This is a genomic window from Streptomyces sp. NPDC048825 (assembly GCF_043198355.1).
Classification (GTDB): Bacteria; Actinomycetota; Actinomycetes; order Streptomycetales; family Streptomycetaceae; genus Streptomyces; species Streptomyces xiangluensis.
On the sequence record NZ_JBICUR010000014.1, the window covers coordinates 125,174 to 146,110 of the forward strand.

19 protein-coding genes are annotated in these 20,937 nt (G+C 68.8%); 10 read left to right on the plus strand and 9 right to left on the minus strand.

Annotated features, from left to right (window positions below; translation table 11 throughout):
- Nucleotides 1-269: 269 nt before the first annotated feature.
- Entirely contained in the window at nucleotides 270-788 is a 519-nt protein-coding gene (locus tag ACGFNK_RS30550) for a hypothetical protein (RefSeq protein WP_393421048.1), read from the plus strand.
- A gap of 114 nt (nucleotides 789-902) precedes the next feature.
- Here the strand turns inward: ACGFNK_RS30550 and ACGFNK_RS30555 are convergent, their stop codons facing one another.
- Nucleotides 903-1,505, minus strand: a complete 603-nt coding sequence (locus ACGFNK_RS30555) for a hypothetical protein (RefSeq protein WP_386344327.1) — start codon at nucleotides 1,503-1,505, stop codon at nucleotides 903-905.
- A gap of 284 nt (nucleotides 1,506-1,789) precedes the next feature.
- Here ACGFNK_RS30555 and ACGFNK_RS30560 point away from each other — a divergent pair, with 284 nt between their 5' ends.
- Nucleotides 1,790-4,651 (plus strand): penicillin acylase family protein, encoded by a 2,862-nt coding sequence (locus ACGFNK_RS30560; protein ID WP_393421050.1) that lies wholly within the window; start codon nucleotides 1,790-1,792, stop codon nucleotides 4,649-4,651.
- A gap of 102 nt (nucleotides 4,652-4,753) precedes the next feature.
- Here ACGFNK_RS30560 and ACGFNK_RS30565 read toward each other — a convergent pair whose 3' ends face one another.
- Nucleotides 4,754-5,992 (minus strand): exo-beta-N-acetylmuramidase NamZ domain-containing protein, encoded by a 1,239-nt coding sequence (locus ACGFNK_RS30565; RefSeq protein WP_393421052.1) that lies wholly within the window; start codon nucleotides 5,990-5,992, stop codon nucleotides 4,754-4,756.
- A 245-nt stretch (nucleotides 5,993-6,237) separates the two neighbouring features.
- Here ACGFNK_RS30565 and ACGFNK_RS30570 point away from each other — a divergent pair, with 245 nt between their 5' ends.
- Entirely contained in the window at nucleotides 6,238-7,002 is a 765-nt protein-coding gene (locus tag ACGFNK_RS30570) for an SDR family oxidoreductase (protein ID WP_393421054.1), read from the plus strand.
- Nucleotides 7,003-7,219: 217 nt separating this feature from the next.
- A complete protein-coding gene (locus ACGFNK_RS30575) occupies nucleotides 7,220-7,813 on the plus strand; it encodes a TetR/AcrR family transcriptional regulator (protein WP_393421056.1) in 594 nt (197 codons plus the stop codon).
- Nucleotides 7,814-7,818: 5 nt separating this feature from the next.
- Here ACGFNK_RS30575 and ACGFNK_RS30580 read toward each other — a convergent pair whose 3' ends face one another.
- The 4 genes from ACGFNK_RS30580 to ACGFNK_RS30595 form a co-directional block, all read right to left on the minus strand.
- Complete coding sequence (locus ACGFNK_RS30580; protein ID WP_393421058.1) at nucleotides 7,819-9,033, minus strand: acyl-CoA dehydrogenase family protein; 1,215 nt, start codon at nucleotides 9,031-9,033, stop codon at nucleotides 7,819-7,821.
- Between the two features lie 6 nt (nucleotides 9,034-9,039).
- On the minus strand, nucleotides 9,040-10,062 hold the full coding sequence (locus ACGFNK_RS30585; protein ID WP_393421060.1) for a phosphotransferase family protein: 1,023 nt from the start codon (nucleotides 10,060-10,062) through the stop codon (nucleotides 9,040-9,042).
- A 172-nt stretch (nucleotides 10,063-10,234) separates the two neighbouring features.
- The gene (locus tag ACGFNK_RS30590; protein WP_386344343.1) at nucleotides 10,235-10,573 is read right to left on the minus strand and encodes a DUF202 domain-containing protein; all 339 of its coding nucleotides are present in this window, start codon (nucleotides 10,571-10,573) and stop codon (nucleotides 10,235-10,237) included.
- A 7-nt stretch (nucleotides 10,574-10,580) separates the two neighbouring features.
- On the minus strand, nucleotides 10,581-10,973 hold the full coding sequence (locus ACGFNK_RS30595) for a DUF202 domain-containing protein (RefSeq protein WP_344393427.1): 393 nt from the start codon (nucleotides 10,971-10,973) through the stop codon (nucleotides 10,581-10,583).
- Nucleotides 10,974-11,290: 317 nt separating this feature from the next.
- On the opposite strand from ACGFNK_RS30595, the gene ACGFNK_RS30600 reads away from it, so the two are divergent.
- The 5 genes from ACGFNK_RS30600 to ACGFNK_RS30620 all read left to right on the plus strand — a co-directional run bounded on the left by ACGFNK_RS30600 (nucleotide 11,291) and on the right by ACGFNK_RS30620 (nucleotide 17,190).
- Complete coding sequence (locus ACGFNK_RS30600; protein WP_393421062.1) at nucleotides 11,291-12,946, plus strand: FAD-binding dehydrogenase; 1,656 nt, start codon at nucleotides 11,291-11,293, stop codon at nucleotides 12,944-12,946.
- A 174-nt stretch (nucleotides 12,947-13,120) separates the two neighbouring features.
- Nucleotides 13,121-14,074 carry a hypothetical protein gene (locus ACGFNK_RS30605; RefSeq protein WP_393421064.1) on the plus strand — a complete coding sequence of 318 codons (954 nt, stop codon included), beginning with the start codon at nucleotides 13,121-13,123 and terminating at the stop codon, nucleotides 14,072-14,074.
- 87 nt (nucleotides 14,075-14,161) lie between these two features.
- Entirely contained in the window at nucleotides 14,162-15,727 is a 1,566-nt protein-coding gene (locus tag ACGFNK_RS30610; RefSeq protein WP_393421066.1) for an APC family permease, read from the plus strand.
- Nucleotides 15,728-15,821: 94 nt separating this feature from the next.
- Nucleotides 15,822-16,541 carry a molybdopterin-dependent oxidoreductase gene (locus ACGFNK_RS30615; protein ID WP_393421068.1) on the plus strand — a complete coding sequence of 240 codons (720 nt, stop codon included), beginning with the start codon at nucleotides 15,822-15,824 and terminating at the stop codon, nucleotides 16,539-16,541.
- Nucleotides 16,528-17,190 carry a cytochrome b/b6 domain-containing protein gene (locus ACGFNK_RS30620; RefSeq protein ID WP_393421070.1) on the plus strand — a complete coding sequence of 221 codons (663 nt, stop codon included), beginning with the start codon at nucleotides 16,528-16,530 and terminating at the stop codon, nucleotides 17,188-17,190. The genes ACGFNK_RS30615 and ACGFNK_RS30620 overlap by 14 nt, the downstream gene beginning before the upstream one ends.
- A 258-nt stretch (nucleotides 17,191-17,448) precedes the next feature.
- Here the strand turns inward: ACGFNK_RS30620 and ACGFNK_RS30625 are convergent, their stop codons facing one another.
- Both ACGFNK_RS30625 and ACGFNK_RS30630 read right to left on the minus strand, forming a co-directional pair.
- Complete coding sequence (locus ACGFNK_RS30625) at nucleotides 17,449-18,843, minus strand: GntP family permease (protein WP_393421072.1); 1,395 nt, start codon at nucleotides 18,841-18,843, stop codon at nucleotides 17,449-17,451.
- Between the two features lie 79 nt (nucleotides 18,844-18,922).
- On the minus strand, nucleotides 18,923-19,441 hold the full coding sequence (locus tag ACGFNK_RS30630) for a gluconokinase (protein ID WP_393421074.1): 519 nt from the start codon (nucleotides 19,439-19,441) through the stop codon (nucleotides 18,923-18,925).
- 197 nt (nucleotides 19,442-19,638) lie between these two features.
- Here ACGFNK_RS30630 and ACGFNK_RS30635 point away from each other — a divergent pair, with 197 nt between their 5' ends.
- On the plus strand, nucleotides 19,639-20,340 hold the full coding sequence (locus ACGFNK_RS30635; protein ID WP_393421076.1) for a FadR/GntR family transcriptional regulator: 702 nt from the start codon (nucleotides 19,639-19,641) through the stop codon (nucleotides 20,338-20,340).
- A gap of 6 nt (nucleotides 20,341-20,346) precedes the next feature.
- On the opposite strand, the gene ACGFNK_RS30640 is transcribed toward ACGFNK_RS30635, so the two are convergent.
- Complete coding sequence (locus ACGFNK_RS30640) at nucleotides 20,347-20,763, minus strand: YchJ family protein (RefSeq protein ID WP_393421078.1); 417 nt, start codon at nucleotides 20,761-20,763, stop codon at nucleotides 20,347-20,349.
- Between the last annotated feature and the right edge of the window lie 174 nt (nucleotides 20,764-20,937).

Consider the following 20,937-nt stretch of genomic DNA (forward strand, 5'->3'; position numbering starts at 1 on the left):
AGCCTTCCACCGGGGGAGGGGACGTGGGCCGGTGCGTCGTATGCCCGTCGCTTAGGTTCTGTCTCAGGTCACCCGCACTGTGTACCGACACCGGGTCGTATGCCCGGCCTGCGACGGGCTGACGCACCGGCCCGCGGCTCCGACCCACCACGCACCTAAGGGGCGCGGGGCTGTGACATTAGCGGCTCCGCCGCGGGGCGCGACCAGCCACACTAAACCCGCACCCAAAAACAAACCCACCCGCTCAACCGCCGGAGGCGAGAGCGCCCATGAGCGTCGCCGTCTGTTCCCTGATGTGGCAAGCCGCCCGCTCGGGGCCCCAGAGGATCACATACGACCCGGACGGCTACCACTTAGTGCGCTTCCCGTACGTGACCGGCGAGGAGCAGTACGACCCCTGGAACATGCACGACCCGGCGCACGGCGGAGACACCGCATCGAAGTTCCCCGACCCGCGCTCAGCACTGATCTGGCCCAGCCACGACGGCTGGGGTGTGCTGTCCGCGATGGTGTTCTGGCAGCCGGACGCCCGCGCGCACGAGTACCGGGCGCGCTTCGTCCGCGACCCGCTGAACGCCACGACGGGCTACAACTCCACGGCCACCACCGACATCCAGGCCACTCGCGGCGGCCAGTACCGCACCTACGTCTGGCAGATGTTCGTCCATCGGGAAACGCCGCTCGGCCTGAAGGTGTCCGCGCGCGGAACCGGCGACACGAAGGTCGCCGTGCCGATGTTCCTCGCAGAGTTCAAGCTCGCGATTCACACAGACGTCGTGCGGCCGTAGACCTCACCCGCACGAGCCGTCACCCGCAGGAGCCGTCACTTGAACGAGGGTTCAGTTGCACGAGGGTTCAGTTGCACGGGGGTGCGGTTCCACGGCGGCGCACCCCCGTCGTGCTCACACCGACACCAACAACCGCCCCCGCCTGGACCCCGCCAGGGCCTCGGGCGTCAGAACGGGACGCGGGACCACGATCCCGCAGTCCGTGCAGACCGGGCCCGAGGACGGTTCATGGGCCAGGTCGTACTTCCAGGTGAGGCGGTCGCCCGAGCACACCGGGCAGACCGAGCCGGGCTCGCGCTCCAGGGCCGCGATGAGCCGGCGCAGTACTTCCGCCAGGGGCTCATGGGGATGGACCCGGGGGTTGTCGCACCATGCGACGCCGCAACCGCCCCAGGTCAGCCGGTGCCAGTCGTCGACACTGCCCGGCCTGCGGAGCCCGTCGTGCTTCTCCTTCCTACGGCGCTCGGCGAACGCGTCCTCGTAGGCGAGCCACACCGAGCGCGCCTCTTCGAGTTCGTCGAGCGCGGCCACCAGCCGGGCCGGATCGGGGGAGCGGTCCTCGGGACCGAATCCGGCCCGGGAGCACAAATGATCCCAGGTGGCCCGATGTCCGTAAGGGGCAAACCTTTCAAGGCACTTGCGCAGTGAATAGCGCCGCAGTGCCAGATCGCACCTCGGATCGCGCACCTGTCTCGCCAGACTCCGGAAACCGGCCATCGCCCTGCACCTCCGTCACACCTGCACCTGAACTTCGGTCACTTCGGCGTCGTCGTACGAACGTTGCCGAATAGACGTATCGACAGCCGATTCGGCTCCATCCGATTTCCGATGACCGCCATCGACCCTCTGAGGAACGGCATTTCAGCCGCACACCGGACTCCTTTCAGCCAATGCCCCTCAGTTGCCCGGCCGCTGCGAAGCCAAAAGGTGACTCCTACTCATCTTCAACTTCTGTGCTACCGGCGGTAACCTCCAGCGCATCAATGTCGGGAGGAGCACTAATGCGACGGCGCACCCCACGCACCACCCCCCACGGCCTGAGAACTCCCCGCAGATTCGCGGGGTTCCTGAAGGCCGCATCAGTGTTCGTTCTCACCGTCGGCCTGCTGTCACCGCTGCAACAGTCGGCTGCCGCCGATCCGGAGCCGAAGGCGACCGACTACTGCGAGGGGCAGTGCGCGGACATCCTGCCGCCGGGTACCAACGGCAGTGCCACGCTCGCCGAGGTCCTCGGCAATCAGCTGTTCGGTACGCAGCCGCCGCACGCGGACGATCAACTCGGCCCGTACGACGCGCTGTCGTCCGGGTACCCGTCCCTGACCAACGACACCCTCAAGAATTTCTACGCCGACGCCTCCTTCGGAGTCGCCTCCGACCAGGTCGCCTCTGTCACGAATCCCCGTGACGACGTGACGATCACGCGCGACAAGAAGTACGGCATCCCTCACATCAAGGGCAGCACGCGCTACGGCACCGAGTTCGGCGCGGGCTACGCGGCCGGCCAGGACCGGATGTGGCTCATCGACCTCTTCCGGCACATCGGACGTGGCGAGTTGACCCCGTTCGCGGGCGGCGCGGAGTCCAACCAGGGCCTGGAGCAGCAGTTCTGGCCGCAGGCCCCGTACACGGAGGCGGACTTCCAGAAGCAGGTCGACTGGCTGCTCAACAACTCCGGAGAGCGCGGCAAGCAGGCCATGGAGGACGCGCAGGCCTATGTCGACGGCCTCAACGCCTACCGGGTGGCCGCCAAGAACGGCCGCTACTTCCCCGGCGAGTACGTCCTCACCGGCAAGATCGACTCGGTCACCAACGTGGGCGAGATCCAGCCCTTCAAGGTGACCGACATGATCGCGCTCGCCTCCGTCGTGGGCGCCCTCTTCGGCACCGGCGGCGGTGGAGAGGTCGAGTCCGCGATCTCCCTCCTCGAGGCCCAGCAGAAGTACGGCGTCGAGGAAGGCAGCAAGGTCTGGGAGTCGTTCCGCGGACGCAACGACCCCGAGACCGTACTGACCCTCCACGACGGCAGCAGCTTCCCGTACGGGACGAAGCCCGAGAACCCGAAGGGCACCGCCCTGCCGGATCCGGGCTCCGTCGAGAAGGAGCAGCTGATCCACGACCGCACGGGCGCCGCCCGCTCGGGCGCGCAGGCGACCACCACCTCGGTGAAGACGCCGAGCAAACTGAAGCCCCTGAAGGGAGCCTTCAACGAAGGAGTCCTCCCCGAGGACCTCTTCAGCGGCGGCGCGACCAAGAAGGGCATGTCCAACGCCCTGATGGTCTCCGGGAAGCACACGGCCAGCGGCAACCCGATCGCCGTCTTCGGTCCCCAGACCGGCTATTTCGCCCCGCAGTTGCTGATGATGCAGGAACTCCAGGGCCCCGGCATCAGCGCACGCGGCGTGTCCTTCGCGGGCGTCGGCATGTACGTACAGCTCGGTCGCGGCCAGGACTACTCCTGGTCGGCCACCTCGTCCCACCAGGACATCACCGATTCGTACGCCCTTCAGCTGTGCGAGCCGGGCGGCGGCACGCCGACCAAGCAGTCCACGTCGTACCTCTACCGCGGCGTCTGCACCCCCATGGAGAAGATGGAGAAGACCAACGCCTGGAAGCCGTCGGTCGCCGACTCCACAGCCGCCGGCTCATACCGGATGCAGGTCTTCAGAACGAACTACGGCGTCGTCACTCACCGCGCGACCATCGACGGCAAGCCCTACGCGTACACCTCACTGCGCTCCACCTACCGCCACGAGGCCGACTCCGTCATCGGCTTCCAGATGATGAACGACCCCTCGTACGTGAAGGACGCGAAGTCCTTCCAGAAGGCGGCACAGAACATCTCGTACGCCTTCAACTGGTTCTACGCGGACTCCCGTGACACCGCCTACTACATGAGCGGCAGTCACCCGGTGCGCGCGAAGGACGTCGACGGGTCCTTCCCGGTGAAGGCCGAGAAGGCGTACGAGTGGCGGGACTTCGACCCGGAGAACAACACCGCCGCGCTCGCGCCACCCGCCGAGCATCCGCAGTCGGTCAACCAGGACTACTACATCTCCTGGAACAACAAGCAGGTCAAGGACTTCAGCTCCGCCAACTTCAGCATGGGCGCGGTCCATCGTGGTGATCTCCTCGACGACCGGGTGAAGAAGCTCGTCGACAAGGGGGGCGTCACCAGGGTGTCCCTGACCAAGGCGATGGCTGAGGCCGCGGTCGTCGATCTGCGCGGCGAGCAGGTGCTGCCGGAACTCCTCAAGGTCCTGCGCAGCAAGCCGATCAGTGATCCGGCACAGGCCAAGGCGGTCGACCAGCTGGAGGCCTGGCTGAAGGCGGGTGCTCAGCGCAACCAGACGTCCGCGAACTCCAAGAAGTACGCGCACGCGGACGCGATCCGGGTCATGGACGCATGGTGGCCACTGCTCGTCGAGGCCGAGTTTAAGCCGGGGCTCGGACAGGAACTGTGGGACGCGCTGACCGCGCAGTTCACGGTCGACGAGTCACCGTCCGCCGGCCACGGCGCGACCGGCGCGCACGCGGGCTCGGCCTTCCAGTACGGCTGGTGGGGCTACGTCGACAAGGATCTCCGTACGGTCCTCGGTGACCCGGTGGAGGGCAAGCTGGGCCGCACCTACTGCGGCGACGGAGACCTCGACGCGTGCCGGACGGCTCTGCTGAACAGCCTGGGCCAGGCTGCGGCCAAGCCCGCCAAGGATGTCTACCCGGGCGACGACATCTGCTCGGCCGGCGACCAGTGGTGCTCGGACGCCATCGTCCAGCGAGCGGTGGGTGGCATCAAGCACCGGCCGATCCAGTGGCAGAACCGGCCTACGTATCAGCAGGTCGTGGAGTTCCCCGGGCATCGGTAGGCATCGGTAACCGTCCCTGCGGGGGCGTAATGGTTCCCTCCGGCGGCGGGGGCGGGGTTTCCTCGCCCCCGCCGCCGCTGTCCGATGCGTCGTCCTGTGCGGTCAGCGGTACAGCAGGTACTTCCGGCGCAAGCGCCGGAACGCCGTCAGTTCGTCCTGCCAGGCCGCCACGACCTCGTCGGCGCCTGCCCCTGCGTCGATCATCGTGCGCACCCGCGTGGAGCCCGTGAGCTTGTCGATCCAGTTGTCGGAGCGCCAACTGAAGCCGTCCCAGACCTTCTTGGCCGTGACGAGGAGCGCGATTCCGGTGCGTACGGGATCGTAGGCCGCCCGGTCGTGGACATGGATCTGCACGCCCCCGACCGTCTTGCCCTGGAACTTGGAGAACGTGGGGGCGAAGTACGCCTCCCTGAAGTGCACACCGGGCAGACCGAGTCGATCGGCTTCCAAGGCCCAACGCCGGTCGATGCCCTCCGCGCCGAGCAGTTCGAACGGGCGAGTCGTGCCGCGTCCCTCCGAGAGATTCGTGCCCTCGAAGAGACACGTGCCGGAGTAGACCAGGGCGGTGTCGGGTGTCGGCATGTTCGGACTCGGCGGGACCCAGGGCAGCCCCGAGGCGTCGTAGAACTCCGAGCGCCGCCACCCGCTCATCAGGACCGTGTCGAGTGGCACCGGGTCGGTCAGGAACTCCCCGTTGAACAGCCGCGCCAGCTCCGCGACCGTCATGCCGTGCGCCTGCGAGATCGGCTGCCGGCCGACGAACGTCGCGAATTCCTTGTGCAGCACGGGCCCTTGGGCCGCCCGCCCGGTCACCGGGTTCGGGCGGTCGAGCACCACGAAACGCTTGCCTGCGAGTGCCGCCGCCTCCATGCAGTCGTACAGGGTCCAGATGTACGTGTAGAAGCGTGCGCCCACGTCCTGGATGTCGAAGAGAATCGTGTCCACGCCGGAGGCCGTGAAGATGTCGGCCAGCGGGCGGCCGCTCTTCAAGTACGTGTCGTGGACGGGCAGTCCGGTTGCCGGGTCGTCGTACCGGCCCTCCGAGCCGCCTGCCTGGGCGGTGCCGCGGAAGCCGTGCTCGGGGCCGAAGACGGCGGTCAGGTTCACGCGGTCGTCGGCGTGCATGACGTCCACGATGTGGCTTGCGTCTCTGGTGATGCCTGTGGGGTTGGTGACGATGCCGATGCGCTGGCCGCTGAGCTGGGCGTAGGCGTTTGCGGTGAGGTTCTCGAATCCTGTGCGTAGGTGCTTGCGGCGCTCGGCGGCGGGGGCCTGGGAGGCCGTGGTGAGTGATGCCGCTGCCGTCGTCGCTGCGAGGAGAGCTCGTCTGGATAGGCGCATGGGGCGCACGGTATTGCTCCCGCAGGTTGTGGGGAAGGCGCGGATGGTCTGTGGCTCGGCGCGCCGTTCCCCGCGCCCCTGGGGTCCGTGGCGGGCAAGCGCGGGCACGTCGTGGCTGGTGGCTTGGGGGTCGCATCTTGCGAGGCTTCCGTTCCCTTCCCTCGTAACATACCGACCGGTTAGTCTGACCGCGTCAGCGTTGGTGCTGAGCCGATTCTCGTCGTGTCGTGGTGAGGAGACCGAGGGTGGAAGCCTTGCAGGATGCCGGAGTGGTCGTCACCGGGGCGGGGGGTGGCATCGGGGCGGCGTTGGCTCGGCGGTTCGCTGCTGAGGGGGCTCGGGTTGTCGTCAATGATCTCGACGGGGTGAAGGCCCAGGCCGTCGCCGAGGAGATCGGTGGTATCGCGGTGGCGGGGGATGCCTCCGCGATCGTGGCCGAGGCTCGGGACGTGCTCGGTGGCACGGTTGATGTCTACTGCGCCAACGCGGGGCTCGCTTCCGCGGGTACGGAAGCGGCTGATGAGAAGGTCTGGGCCCTGGCCTGGGATGTGAATGTCATGGCGCACGTGCGTGCGGCGCATGAGTTGATCCCCGGGTGGCTGGAGCGCGGCAGTGGCCGGTTCGTCTCGACGGTCTCGGCGGCCGGGCTGCTCACCATGGTCGGCGCCGCGCCCTACAGCGTCACCAAGCACGGTGCGTACGCCTTCGCCGAGTGGCTGTCGCTCACGTACCGCCATCGTGGGCTCAAGGTGCACGCGATCTGCCCTCAGGGCGTACGGACGGACATGCTCGCCAGCACGGGCAGCGCGGGCGATCTTGTGCTTCAGCCGACCGCTATCGAGCCCGACGAGGTCGCTGACGCGCTCTTCGTGGGCATGGAGGACGACCGTTTCCTGATTCTGCCGCACCCCGAAGTCGCCGGGTACTACCAGGCGCGGGCCGGCGACCCGGACCGGTGGCTGACGAATATGAACCACATTCAGCAGAAATGGGAGACGGACAGCGGGTGACGACTCGCTTGTACGCGGTCAAGTCGGACCCCGGCGCACCCTCTGAGAAGCGGAGGGAGAGACTGACCCCGTACAACGCCCTCGTCAGGTCGTGAACCTGCCCTCCTCGCCGAAATCGGGCAGTGGGAAGATCCTCCGGCGGGAGCTGCTGCCCGTAAGGTCATCGCGGGCAGCACGGAACAACGGTTGGTGACCTTCGGAAAGGCAGGTGGCGGCGGTGCCCAAGACGATGGACGGGGACGGTACGCCCGTCCCGAGGCGGCTCCTGGCGGCCGCCACCAGACTCTTCGCCGAGCAGGGATACGACCGCACCTCGGTGCAGGAGATCGTCGAGGCGGCGGGAGTCACCAAAGGCGCGCTGTACCACTACTTCGGCTCCAAGGACGATCTGCTGCACGAGGTGTACGCGCGCGTGCTGCGCCTGCAGCAGGAGCGACTGGACTCCTTCGCGGAGGCCGACGCACCCGTGGAGGAACGGCTGCGGGGTGCCGCGGCCGACGTGGTCGTCACGACGATCGACAACCTCGACGACGCGTCGATCTTCTGGCGCTCCATGCACCACCTCAGCCCCGAGAAGAACAAACAGGTGCGCGCCGAGCGCCGCCGCTACCACGAACGTTTCCGCGCCCTGATCGAGGAGGGCCAGGAGTCGGGCGTCTTCTCCAAGACGACGCCCGCCGACTTGGTGGTGGACTACCACTTCGGCTCAGTCCACCACCTGTCGACGTGGTACCGCCCCGACGGCCCGCTGAGCCCGCAGCAGGTGGCCGACCATCTCGCCGACCTGCTGCTGCGGGCTCTGCGCCCCTGAGGGACTCAGAGGTACTGCTTGATCTCCCGGCGCGCCAGCGACCGCTGGTGCACCTCGTCCGGACCGTCGGCGAGCTTCAGCGTGCGGGCGCTCGCCCACAGTTCGGCCAGCGGGAAGTCCTGGCTGACGCCGCCCGCGCCGTGCAGCTGAACGGCCTTGTCGAGGATGTCGACGACCGTCCGCGGAGTCGCGATCTTGATCGCCTGGATCTCGGTGTGCGCACCGCGATTGCCGACGGTGTCCATCATCCAGGCCGTCTTCAGGACCAGCAGCCGCAGCTGCTCGACGGCCACACGCGCGTCCGCGATCCAGTTCTGTACGACGCCCTGCTGGGCGAGCGGCTTGCCGAAGGCGGTGCGTGAGACGGCTCGCCGGCACATCAGCTCGATGGCCCGTTCCGCCATGCCGATCAGCCGCATGCAGTGGTGGATACGGCCCGGACCGAGCCTCGCCTGGGCGATGGCGAAGCCGCCGCCCTCCTCGCCGATCAGATTGCTCACGGGGACCCGCGCCTGGTCGAAGACGACCTCCGCGTGCCCGCCGTGTGAGTGGTCCTCGTATCCGTAGACCTGCATCGCGCGGCGGATCACGACGCCCGGGGTGTCGCGGGGCACCAGCACCATGGACTGCTGACGGCGGATGTCGGTCCCGTCCGGGTCCGTCTTGCCCATCACGATGAAGATCTTGCAGTCCGGGTTCATCGCCCCGGAGATGTACCACTTGCGGCCGGTGATGACGTACTCGTCACCATCCCGCTCGATGTGCGTGGTGATGTTCGTGGCATCGGAGGAGGCCACGTCGGGTTCCGTCATCGCGAACGCCGAGCGGATCTCGCCGGCCAGCAGCGGCTGAAGCCACTGCTTCTTCTGCTGCTCGTCGCCGAACTGGGCGAGCACCTCCATGTTCCCCGTGTCGGGCGCCGCGCAGTTCGTCGCCGTCGGCGCCAACTGCGGGGAACGGCCGGTGATTTCGGCGAGCGGAGCGTACTGGAGGTTCGTCAGCCCGGCACCGTGCTCGGTGTCCGGCAGGAAGAGATTCCACAGCCCCTGCCGTCGCGCCTCGGCCTTCAACTCCTCTACGACAGCGGGGGTGTCCCACGGCGAGGCGAGCTTGGCCCGCTGTTCATGGGCGACTGTCTCGGCCGGATAGACGTACTCGTCCATGAAGGCGAGCAGCTTGGCGCGCAGCTCCTCGGTGCGCGCGTCGAAAGCGAAGTCCATTGCTGGTCAGCCTTCCTGAAGGGTGGTCAGGCCGTGCTCGATGAACACGGGCACCAGCTCGCCGATGCGGTCGAAGCCCGCGCCGACCGTCTGGCCGAGCGTGTAGCGGTAGTGGATGCCTTCAAGGATCACGGCGAGCTTGAACCAGGCGAACGCCGTGTACCAGGCGACGGCGGACACGTCGCGCCCCGAGCGCGCGGCGTACCGTTCGATCAGTTCGGCGGGTTCCGGATGCCCGGCGGCCTCGGCGGTCGTGGACACGGGAGAGTCGGGCGCGCCGAGCGGCTTGCTGTACATCACCAGCAGCCCGAGATCCGTGAGCGGATCGCCGAGCGTCGACATCTCCCAGTCGAGGATGGCGGTGATCCGGTCGCCTTCCCCGATCAGAACGTTGTCCAGGCGGTAGTCGCCGTGCACGACCGTGGCCGTGGGGGAGTGCGGCAGCTCACGCCCCAGTGCGGCGTGCAGTTCGTCGATCCCGGCCAGCTCCCGATTGCGGGAGGCGTCCAACTGCTTGCCCCAGCGCCGCAGTTGCCGGTCCAGGAAGCCCTCAGGGCGCCCGAAGTCCGCCAGTCCCGCCTCGGCGGGGTCCACCGCGTGCAGTTCGACCAGCGTGTCGACGAGGCTCAGCACCGCGTCGCGGGTGCGCTCCGGGCCGAGCGGGGCGAGCTGCTCGGCCGTCCGGTACGGCGTGCCCTCCACGAAGTCCATGACGTAGAACGGTGCGCCCAGCACCTCCTCGTCCTCGCACAGCAGCACCGGACGCGGCACCGGCACGTCCGTCGGGTGCAGCGCGCTGATCACCCGGTGCTCGCGCTTCATATCGTGTGCGGTGGCCAGCACATGGCCCAGCGGAGGCCGTCGGACGACCCACTTCGCGCTGCCGTCGGTCACGGCGTACGTGAGGTTCGACCGTCCGCCCTCGATCAGCCGGCCCGTCAGCGGGCCGTGGACCAGACCGGGCCGCTCGGCATCGAGCAGGCCGCGCAGTCGGTCAAGATCAAGACCTGGCGGGTGGTCTGGGCTCATCGTGTTCCTCCGTACGCCGGTGTATGGGGTTCTCATCATGATGCCGACCGGTCGGTATGTCGTCCAGTGCGGCGGCGAAACGTGATCGGTCTCTCGTGGGTCTCGATCGCACGGGGTCTGTTGGCTACCCGGCCTGGGCGAATGTACGCGAACGGGTCTGCTCCCCGGCTGTTCACAGGACGAGCGCCGCCGCACAGACGGCCAGGGCCACGGTGTACAGGGCGGCGGCGGTCGCGTGCTTCGGGGTGAGCGCCGCGGGGCCGCTCCGCTCGGTCGTCGTCAGGGCGCGGATGCGGTGATGGGCGACGGTGAGGAAGCCCAGCCAGAGTGCTGCGCACAGGGCGCAGGTGAGGACCCTCGCGGCTGTCGGGCCGCTTTGGAGGGCGGTTCTGGCGGCCAGTACGGCGACGACGGTGCCGGCGAGGGTCGTACGGCGCCATGCCAGCCGCGTGCGTTCCGGTTGCAGGCCGGGGTCCCGGGTGTCCCGGTGGTCCCGGTCGGGGGCGGTCACGTCGCTGTCAGCCTTCCCAGCCGAAGAGCACGACCGCGACCATCGCGACGGCGACGATCGCGATCACGATGCTCAGCAGGGCCGGAAAGCGGGATACGGGCAGGTCCTCGCCCCTGCGCATCGCGCGCTCGCAGCGGACCCAGTGGTTCACCGCGCGCAGCGAGCACAGGACGCCTGCGGCGAGCAGTCCGAGTGCCAGGCCTACGCGCCAGCCCCATCGGAGATCCGGCAGGAACTGATCCACTGCGAAGCCTCCGCCGATCAGGGCGAGGGCGGTGCGCAGCCATGCCAGGAACGTGCGCTCGTTGGCGAGCGAGAACCGGTAGTCCGGCGTGCCGCCGTCCTCTCTGATTCGCTCGGGTGCGAACCACACCCGGACGTTCCGCACGAATTCGATCACGTTGGGACCCTATATGTGTTCGGGGAACCTGCGGGGGGTGGGGCCTCGGCTCTTGGGGCGGCTGCGCGTGCGTCGTGGCTGGTCGCTCCCCCACTCTCGGCTTAGGTCGAGCGGGGGACCCCCATCGCGGCGGAGCCGCATACGTCACAGCCCCGCGCCCCTGAAGAAAAGCCTGCGCCCCGACGAATCCTGAACTTGCCCACGGCCCTGACCCCCAACGAACCCACCCGCCCAACCGCCGGAGGCAACAGGTTGACGCGGTCACGCGCTTGCCCAAAGATCTGACCGACTAGTAACAAGCCGAGGAGGGCCTGCTGATGGCGTACGACGCAGATGTGATCGTGATCGGGGCCGGCCTCGCCGGCCTGGCGGCGACCGCGGAGCTCGTCGACGCGGGCCGCAAGGTGATCCTTCTCGACCAGGAGCCGGAGCAGTCGATCGGCGGTCAGGCGCACTGGTCGTTCGGCGGACTGTTCTTCGTGAACTCGCCTGAACAGCGTCGTATGCGGATCAAGGACAGCCATGCGCTGGCGCTCCAGGACTGGATGGGCACCGCTGCCTTCGACCGTCCCGAGGACCACTGGCCGCGGAAGTGGGCCGAGGCGTACGTCGACTTCGCGGCTGGTGAGAAGCGGTCCTGGCTGCATGGCCAGGGCGTACGGTTCTTCCCGGTCGTGGGCTGGGCCGAGCGCGGCGGCTACGACGCGAACGGGCACGGCAACTCCGTGCCGCGCTTCCACATCACGTGGGGGACCGGGCCGGGGCTCGTCGAGCCCTTCGAGCGGCGGGTGCGGGCAGGGGTGGCCGGCGGGCTCGTCCAGCTGAAGTTCCGGCACCGGGTGACGGGACTGTCGCGAAGCGCGGGAACGGTGGACACGGTCACCGGGGAGGTTCTCGAGCCCTCGGCCATCGAGCGGGGCCAGGAGAGCAGCCGCACGGTCACCGGTGCCTTCGAGTTGCGGGCGCAGGCGGTGATCGTCACCTCGGGGGGTATCGGCGGCAATCACGATCTCGTACGCGCCAACTGGCCGGAGCGGCTGGGCAGTCCACCGGAGCGGATGATCTCCGGCGTGCCCGCGCACGTCGACGGCAAGATGCTCGCCATCACCGAGGACGCGGGCGCGCGCCTCATCAACCGCGACCGCATGTGGCACTACACCGAGGGCATCCAGAACTGGAACCCCATCTGGGACAACCACGGCATCCGCATCCTGCCCGGCCCGTCGTCGTTGTGGCTGGACGCGCGGGGCAAGCGACTGCCCGTGCCGCTCTTCCCGGGCTTCGACACGCTCGGCACGCTGGAGCACATCATGAAGAGCGGGCACGACTACACGTGGTTCGTGCTCAACCAGCGGATCATCGGCAAGGAGTTCGCGCTCTCGGGTTCGGAGCAGAATCCTGATCTGACCGGGAAGTCCGTCAGGGACGTCTTCGTGCGGGCGCGGGCTGACGTACCCGGTCCGGTGAAGGCCTTCATGGACAACGGAGTCGACTTCGTCGTCGAGAAGGACCTGAGCGCGCTCGTCCGCGGCATGAACGCGCTCACGAAGGAGCCGCTCGTCGACGAGACCGTCCTGCGCCGCGAGATCACCGCGCGTGACCGGGAGATCGCGAATCCGTTCACCAAGGACCTCCAGGTGACGGCGATCCGAGGGGCCCGGAAGTTCCTCGGGGACAAGCTGATCCGTACGGCCTCCCCGCACCGCATCCTCGATCCCAAGGCCGGACCGCTGATCGCCGTACGCCTCAACATCCTCACCCGCAAGACCCTCGGCGGCCTGGAGACGGACCTCTCCTCACGTGTGCTGACGGAGGGCGGGGATCCGCTGCCCGGCGTGTACGCGGCGGGGGAGGCGGCCGGGTTCGGCGGCGGAGGAGTGCACGGATACCGGTCCCTGGAGGGCACGTTCCTCGGGGGCTGCCTGTTCTCGGGCCGGACGGCGGGCCGCGCGGCGGCGAAGGCGGTGAACTGAGGGGCGAGTTGAGGGGTGAGGTGAGGCCCGGGCGCCCAACTCCGGGCCCCTGATGCCCCCTTCCGGAGGCTTCGACACAAATAAGTAACCTGTCAGGCTTGACGTAAGCGTTGGGTGGAGGTTGGCTGTGCGTGATCAGTCGCGCATGTGACCGCCGTGTGAGGAAGTCGAGCGGTGTCCCCACCCCCACCCCCACCCCTCGGCCGCGGCCGCAAGCGCGCGGCCCATGCCTTCGACAGTGCTCTCGGTGACACCGAACTCATCACAGCCCGGGCCGCGTTGATGCAGGGCCGATGGACAGCCGTACGCGGGCTGCTCGTGGCGACCGGCGACGACTGGGACCGCCGCGCGCATCGCGTCACCGTGCTCGCGCAGGAGTCCAGTACGCAGGCCTGGGCCCGCGACTGGCTGCTCGCCGAACCCGAGTCCGCCGACGCCGCCGTGCTGCTCGCCGTCGCCTCCGTGCAACGCGCCCTGAACGGCAAGGAGAAGCCGGACCGGGCGCGCAAGGCCTGCCACAGCGCGGTGGCGCTCGCGCCCGCCGACCCTACGCCCTGGCTCGGCCTGCTGATGCTGGAGCGCACCCTGGGCAGCGACGAGGACGTGGTCCGGCTCTTCGACGAGGTACGCCACCGCCACCCCGACCACCACCACGCCCACCACCTGATGACCGCCCGGCTCGCCGAGCGCCGGCCGGGAGTGGGCCAGGATCCGCTGCACGAGGTGTACGACTTCGCCGGCTGGTCCGCGGAACAGGCGCCCGCCGACTCTCCGTTGGCGATCCTGCCGGTTGTCGCGCACGCCGAGCGCTATCGCGTGCTGGCCGCCGCCGGCTGGGAGCCCGCCGACCCGGTGGCCTCCGGGCACTGGGTCGGCCGCCGGGCCCGCCAGGTGATGAAGGCCGCCTTCGACTGGTGGCTCGAATGGGAGCGCGACGACCATCCGCGCAGCAACGTCGACCTCAACTTCCTTGCCCACGCCAAGTTCTGCGAGGGCCGGGGCGCCGAGGCCGCCGCCCTGTTCCACCGCATCGGACCGCACGCGACCCCTGCCCCGTGGGCGTACCCCGACCGAGATCCGTACACCGCCTTCCGTGCCGCACGCGGCAGCGTGCTCGGCGCGGCGTGAAAACCAGTGACAAGCGACCAATAACAAGCGACCTGTAAACGACCGCACTTGATATCCGAACTTGATATTCGAAAGGACAATCCCGCGATGACGACGGGCAGTTCGAACCCCTCGAGCACCTCGAGCGCGAGCAGACCGGCAGCCGACGGCAGTGGTATCAGCACCTTCAAGGGGCAGGAGCGCGCGCTGCGCGCCGACCGGCTCGGCACGGCGGGCCTGCTTCTGTCCATTCTCGCGGCCACCGCCCCGCTCATGGTGGTCGCGGGTGTCATGCCCACGGCATTCGCGGTGATGGGCATCGTCGGCCAGCCGCTGCTCTTCGTCATCCTCGGAGTGGTGCTCGTTCTCTTCAGCGTCGGATACGCGGAGATGAGCCGCCACGTCCACAACGCCGGCGCCTTCTACGCATACGTCGCCCGCGGCCTCGGCGGCACCGCGGGCGCGGGCGCCGCACTTGTCGCGCTCGCCGCCTACAGCGCGCTCCAGGTCGGCATCTACGGCATCTTCGGCTTCGAGGTGTCCGGGCTGTTCGCCACCTATCTCGAAGTCGAAGTCGCCTGGTGGATACCGGCGTTGGCAGCCGCGCTGGTCGTCGGCGTGCTCGGCTGGCTGAAGATCGACGTGAACGCGCTCGTGCTCGGCGTACTGCTGCTCATCGAGGTGGCGCTCGTCGTGATCTTCGACGTCGCGGCCGTCGCCGATCCCGCCGGGGAGGGTCTGTCGCTGCACGCCTTCAACCCCGACACGCTCACCGGGGTGGGCCTCGGCACGGCGCTGTGCTTCTGCATCGCGGCCTTCACCGGATTCGAGCAGGCGCCGGTGTACGCCGAGGAGACCAGCCGTCCGCAGATCCTGGTTCCTCGCGCGATGTTCCTTGCGATCGGCTTCGTCGCCGTCTTCTTCGCGTTCAGTTCCTGGGCGCTGACCGTCGCCGCCGGACCCAAAGCGATTGTGGGCACCGCGCAGGAGCAGAGTGCCGGGCTGCTGTTCTTCCTCACCGAGTCGCGGCTCGGCGGGACGTTCACGGATGTCCTCCATGTCCTGTTCGTGACCGGCATGTTCGCGGCACTGCTCAGCTTCCACAACGTCGTCGCGCGGTACGCCTTCGCCATGGGCCGGGAGGGGCTGCTGCCCGCCACCTTCGGCCGCACGGCGGGCACGAGCGGTGCCCCCGGCACGGGCTCGCTCCTGCAGACCGTCGTCGCCGTGGTCGTCGTGGCCGGCTTCGCGGTGGCCGACGACAAGCCGACCGGTGACCCGACCGCGCCCGTGCTGCAGCTGTTCACCTGGTTCGGCAACATCGGAGCGCTCGGCGTCATCCTGCTCATGGCGACGGCTTCGCTCTCGGTCATCGTGTTCTTCGTCCGCCGCGGCGCCGCCGGTGCGCAGGCCTGGCGGCTGGCCGCATCCGCGGTCGCGGGCATCGCGCTCCTGGTCATCGCGTTCTACACCGTCACGGACTTCGACGTACTCGTAGGCGCGGGCCCCGGTTCCGCGCTGGCCTGGGTGCTGCCGGGCATCATCGTGCTGGCCGCTGTCCTCGGCCTCCTCCAGGGCCTGCTGATGCGCGCCCGCAACCCCGCGGCGCACGCCCGCATCGGGCTCGGGAACGAGGCCTTCCAGCTGGACAAGGCGGCGGAGTCCGGCTCCTGAGGCCAGTGGTTACGGATTACTGACGGGCACCCCTGATCCCTGGCTTTCCGGGGGCCGGGGGTGCTCGAATCAATGGGTGAACTCGGAACAACCGATGGCATCGGAACCAGAGCCGGGCGGCACCCCCATAGGGCGGCGGCTCCTGCTCGGCACGCTCGGACTCGGCGCGCTGGGCGTGGCCGCCGCGCCCACGCTCCAGCGCGGCCTCGAGTCCTTCCTCGGCGGCGCCGCCGACAAGGACCCCACCGGACTGACCGGCCTCCTGCCCAACGGCGGCGGCTTCCGCTACTACTCGGTCACCTCGTCCGTCCCGAAGAAGGGCGAGAACGACTACCGCCTCACCATCGACGGGCTGGTGGACCGTCCCACCACGTACACGCTCGACGAGCTGCGCGCCCTGCCGCAGACCCGGATGGTCCGCGACGTCCAGTGCGTCACGGGCTGGCGGGTGCCGGACACGCCCTTCGAAGGCGTACGGCTGTCGCAGTTGCTGGACGCGGCCGGGGTGCGGTCCTCGGCCGGAGCGGTGCGCTTCACGTGTTTCGACGGTGCGTACTCGGAGAGCCTGACGCTGTCCCAGGCCCGCCGTGACGACGTCCTCGTAGCCCTCCGTATGCAGGACAAGGACCTGTCCCACTCCCACGGCGGCCCCGTCCGCCTTTATGTCGCCCCCATGTACTTCTACAAGTCCGCGAAGTGGCTCTCCGGCATCACCCTCACGTCGGACGTCCGTCCTGGCTACTGGGAGAAGCGCGGTTACGACGTGGACGCGTGGGTGGGACGCTCGAACGGACGTGACGATGAAGTCACCTGAGACTCCGTCGGCGGCTGAGTCGGCTCGCTCCGACGAGCCCGCCGGCTCTGCCGTCTCCGGGCGGGTGCGGCGGTTCAGTCGGGGTGAGCGGTGGGTGCACCGTGTGACGGCTGTGCTGATGGGGCTGTGCGTGGTGACTGCCGCCTGCCTGTACGTGCCTCAGCTGGCGGAACTGGTCGGTCGCCGTGCGCTGGTGGTCGTGGTGCATGAGTGGTCCGGACTGTTGCTGCCGGTTCCGGTGCTGGTGGGGCTCGCGTCCCGTGCGTTCCGCGCGGACCTGCGGTTGCTGAACCGGTTCGGGGCGCATGACCGCGTGTGGCTGCGGTCGGCTCTGCGGCGTGACGCCCGCGCCGCCTCGCGTCCGGCCGGCAAGTTCAACGCGGGTCAGAAGACGTACGCGGCGTGGATCGCCGGGGCGACGCTGGTGATGCTCGGTACGGGGCTGATGATGTGGTTCACGCACCTCACGCCGCTCGTCTGGCGCACGAGCGCGACGTTCGTCCACGACTGGCTGGCCCTGACGATCGGCATCGTCCTGGCCGGCCACATCGGCATGGCACTGGCGGATCCGGAGGCGCGGCGGGGGATGCGGACGGGGTCGGTGAGCGGGGAGTGGGCGAAGCGGGAGCATTCGCTTTGGCGCCCGTAGTGGGTTTCGCACTTCGGTGCGGGGCCGCGGTCCGGTGCGTCAGCCCGTCGCAGGCCGGGCTTTCCCGGGGCCAGGAAAGTCGCAGGCTGTTGCTTTTAGGGGCGCGGGGAACTGCGCGACCAGCCACGACGCACCCGGAGCCGCGACACGACGTGTCACCCCCCACCCCTTGGCGGGGGCCTGGGGCGCAGCCCCAGTTTCGGGAAGGGGCGGGATTGGGGAAAGAAAACCCTCCCCCACCCGAGGTGTCGAACCCCGCTAAATAACCAGCGACAGCAGCAGCACCACACCCCCGGCGACCACCGAGATGATGGTCTCCATCACTGACCACGTTTTGATCGTCTGGCCGACGTCGAGGCCGAAGTACTCCTTCACCAGCCAGAACCCGGCATCGTTCACATGGCTGAAGAACAGCGAACCCGCCCCGATGGCCAGCACCAGCAAAGACGCGTGCGCAGTCGACATGTCGGCCGCAAGCGGCGCGACAAGTCCGGCGGCCGAGATCGTGGCGACGGTGGCGGACCCGGTCGCCAGCCGAATCGCCACCGCGATCAGCCAGGCGAGGAGCAGGGCGGGTATCGACCAGTCCTCCGAGATGTCCAGGATCATCTGACCCACACCGGAGTCGATCAGCGTCTGCTTGAAACCGCCACCCGCGCCGACAATGAGCAGGATGCCCGCGATCGGGCCGAGGGACTTCTCGACCGTCGTGGATATCCGGTCCTTGGTGAAGCCGGCCGCCCGGCCAAGGGTGAAGATGCCGACGATCACGGCCGCGAGCAACGCGATCAGCGGGGAGCCGATCACGTCGAAGACGCGCTGCACCGTGTTCTCGGGATCGTCGATGACGATGTCCACCAGCGCCTTGGCCAGCATCAGCACGACCGGCAGCAGCACGGTGGCGATGGTGACGCCGAAGCCGGGACGCTTCTCCAGGTCGTCGGAGGTGCGCTGGGGGATCATCTTCTCGGGGGCGGGGACGTCCACCCAGCGGGCCGCGTACTTCGAGAACATCGGGCCCGCGATGACCACGGTCGGTATGGCGACGAGCAGGCCGAGTGCGAGGGTGACACCGAGGTCCGCCTTGACCGTGTCGATCGCGACCAGCGGGCCGGGGTGCGGCGGGATCAGACCGTGCATCACGGACAGACCCGCGAGAGCCGGGATGCCGATCCGCATCAGCGAGTAGTTGCCGCGCTTCGCCACCATCAGGACGACCGGAATCAGCAGCACGATGCCGACCTCGAAGAACAGCGGCAGCCCGATCACCGAGGCGATCAGCACCATCGCCCACGGCATCGAACGCCCTCCCGCCTTCGCGAGGATCGTGTCGACTATCTGGTCCGCGCCGCCGGAGTCCGCGAGCAGCTTGCCGAGGATGGCACCGAGGGCGATGAGGACACCGACGCCGGCGACGGTCGAGCCGAGGCCGGCGCTGAAGCTCTCGATGGCCTTGTCGAGCGGCGCCCCGGCGATGGCGCCCAGCGCCAGCGTCCCGATGGTCAGCGCGAGAAATGCGTGCAGCTTGAACTTGGTGATGAGCAGGACGATGACGGCGATGCCCGCCAGAACGGCGATGCCCAGCTGCGCATGACCCGCCGAGGTGATCGGCTCGGGGTCCGCTGCCAGCATCTCGACGCTGAGACTGGTCACGGTGCTATTCCTTGAGTGGCTTGGGGGGAGGGGGAGTTACTGCTGGGAGGAGTTCCCGGAGCGTTACTGGGCGAGGGAGTTACCGGTCGAGGCCCTGCAGAGCGGTCACAGCCCGCTCGGCGATCTCCTCCGGACTGCCGGCGACGTCCACGGCGACACCCGCCTCGTCCGCCTCGAGCGGCTGAAGCGTGGCGAACTGGGAGTCCAGCAGCGCCGTCGGCATGAAATGCCCCTTGCGGTGCGCCATCCGGTCCTCGATGAGCTTGCGGTCACCTGTGAGGTGGACGAAGACGACGCCGGGCGCGGAGGCCCGCAGGCGGTCGCGGTAACTCCGTTTCAGCGCCGAGCAGCTGACCACCCCGCCGAGACCGGCCCGCTCGTGCGCCCACCGGCCGATGGCGTCCAGCCAGGGCCGGCGGTCCTCGTCGGTGAGCGGCGTACCGGCCGACATCTTGGCGATGTTGGCCTCGGGGTGGAAGTCGTCGCCCTCGGCGTACGGCACGCCGAGCCGGTCGGCGATGGGGGGCCCGACGGTGGTCTTGCCGGTGCCTGCGACGCCCATGACCACGACGACATGGGGGAACCGCGGTTGATTCATCGTGTTCTCGCTGTCTTCTTCTTCGTCATCGGATGGCTGACATCGAGCAGTCGACATCGACGGGTGGACATCGAGGTTCGATGTCGGGTGCCGCATCCGTGCACGACACTGAAACCCATTGGTCATACGAATTCAAGAGCTGGCGGCATAAAAGTCTGACTTTTTCTCCGCGTGGGCCGCCTCGTAGGCTGAACCCCATGAGCACACCGGGCCGGGGGCTGCACGGCCATGTACTGGAGAGCCTCGGTCCTGCCATCACCGCGGGTGAGTACCCGCCAGGCAGCGTGCTGCGCACCGACGAACTGGCGCAGCGCTTCGAGGTGTCGCGGTCGGTTATGCGGGAGGCCGTACGGGTCCTGGAGTCGATGCACCTGGTCGAGTCCCGTCGCCGGGTCGGCGTGACGGTGCTCCCCACCTCCGAGTGGAACGTCTACGATCCGCAGGTCATCCGGTGGCGTCTCGCGGGCGCCGACCGCCCGCGCCAGCTGCGCTCGCTCACCGTGCTGCGCTCCGCCGTCGAACCGGTCGCCGCCGGCCTGGCCGCCCAGCACGCCACGGCCGAAGAGTGCGCGGAACTCACCGAGTGCGCCCTGGGCATGGTCGCCACCTCACGCGGCCACCAGCTCGAGAAGTACCTCTTCCACGACATCGCCTTCCACCGGGTCATCCTCAACGCGTCCCGCAACGAGATGTTCGCCCGTCTCGGCGACGTCGTCGCAGAGGTCCTGACGGGCCGCACCCACCACGAGGTCATGTTCTGGGATCCCGACCCGGCCGCCGTCACCCTGCACGTCAAGCTCGCCGAGGCGGTACGGGAGCGCGACGCGGCCCGCGCGGAGGAGTTGACCCGCGAGATCGCGGTGGGCGCCCTCCAGGAGCTGGACATACTGGCGCCCTGAGCCCGCCTATTCGAGGAACTCCCCGTCGACGTACACCCACGCCCCGTCGACCCGCTCGAACCGGCTCCGCTCGTGCAGCGAGCCACCGGCGTACGAGGCCCGGAAGGTCACGGTCCCGGTGCTGTGGAACGCCGACCCCTCACCCGTACCGAGAATCTCCAGCCCGGTCCACCGCATCCCAGGGTCGAACTCCACGCGCGCCGGCCGGGTCCGCGGATGCCAGGTCCGCAGCAGATACGCCTCGTCGCGTCGCACGAACGCGCAGTACCGCGACCGCATCAGCACCTCGGCGGTCGCCGCACCCTGAGCCCCCGAGTGGAAGCGACCACAACACTCCTCGTACGCCTCGCCAAGGCCGCAGGGGCACGCACCGGCATCCGCCGCACGAGCACGCGCCCGCTGCCGAGAACCACGTCGGGACATGGCCCCATTGTGCCGCGACCCCGCCGATCGTCCGGCGGGACCTCACCCCAGCCCCGCCCCTTCCCGAAACTGGGGGCTGCGCCCCCAGGCCCCCGCCAGGGCGTGGGGGGTGACAGTCATGTCGCGGCTGCGGGTGCGTCGTGGCTTGTCGCGTAGTTCCCCGCGCCCCTGACG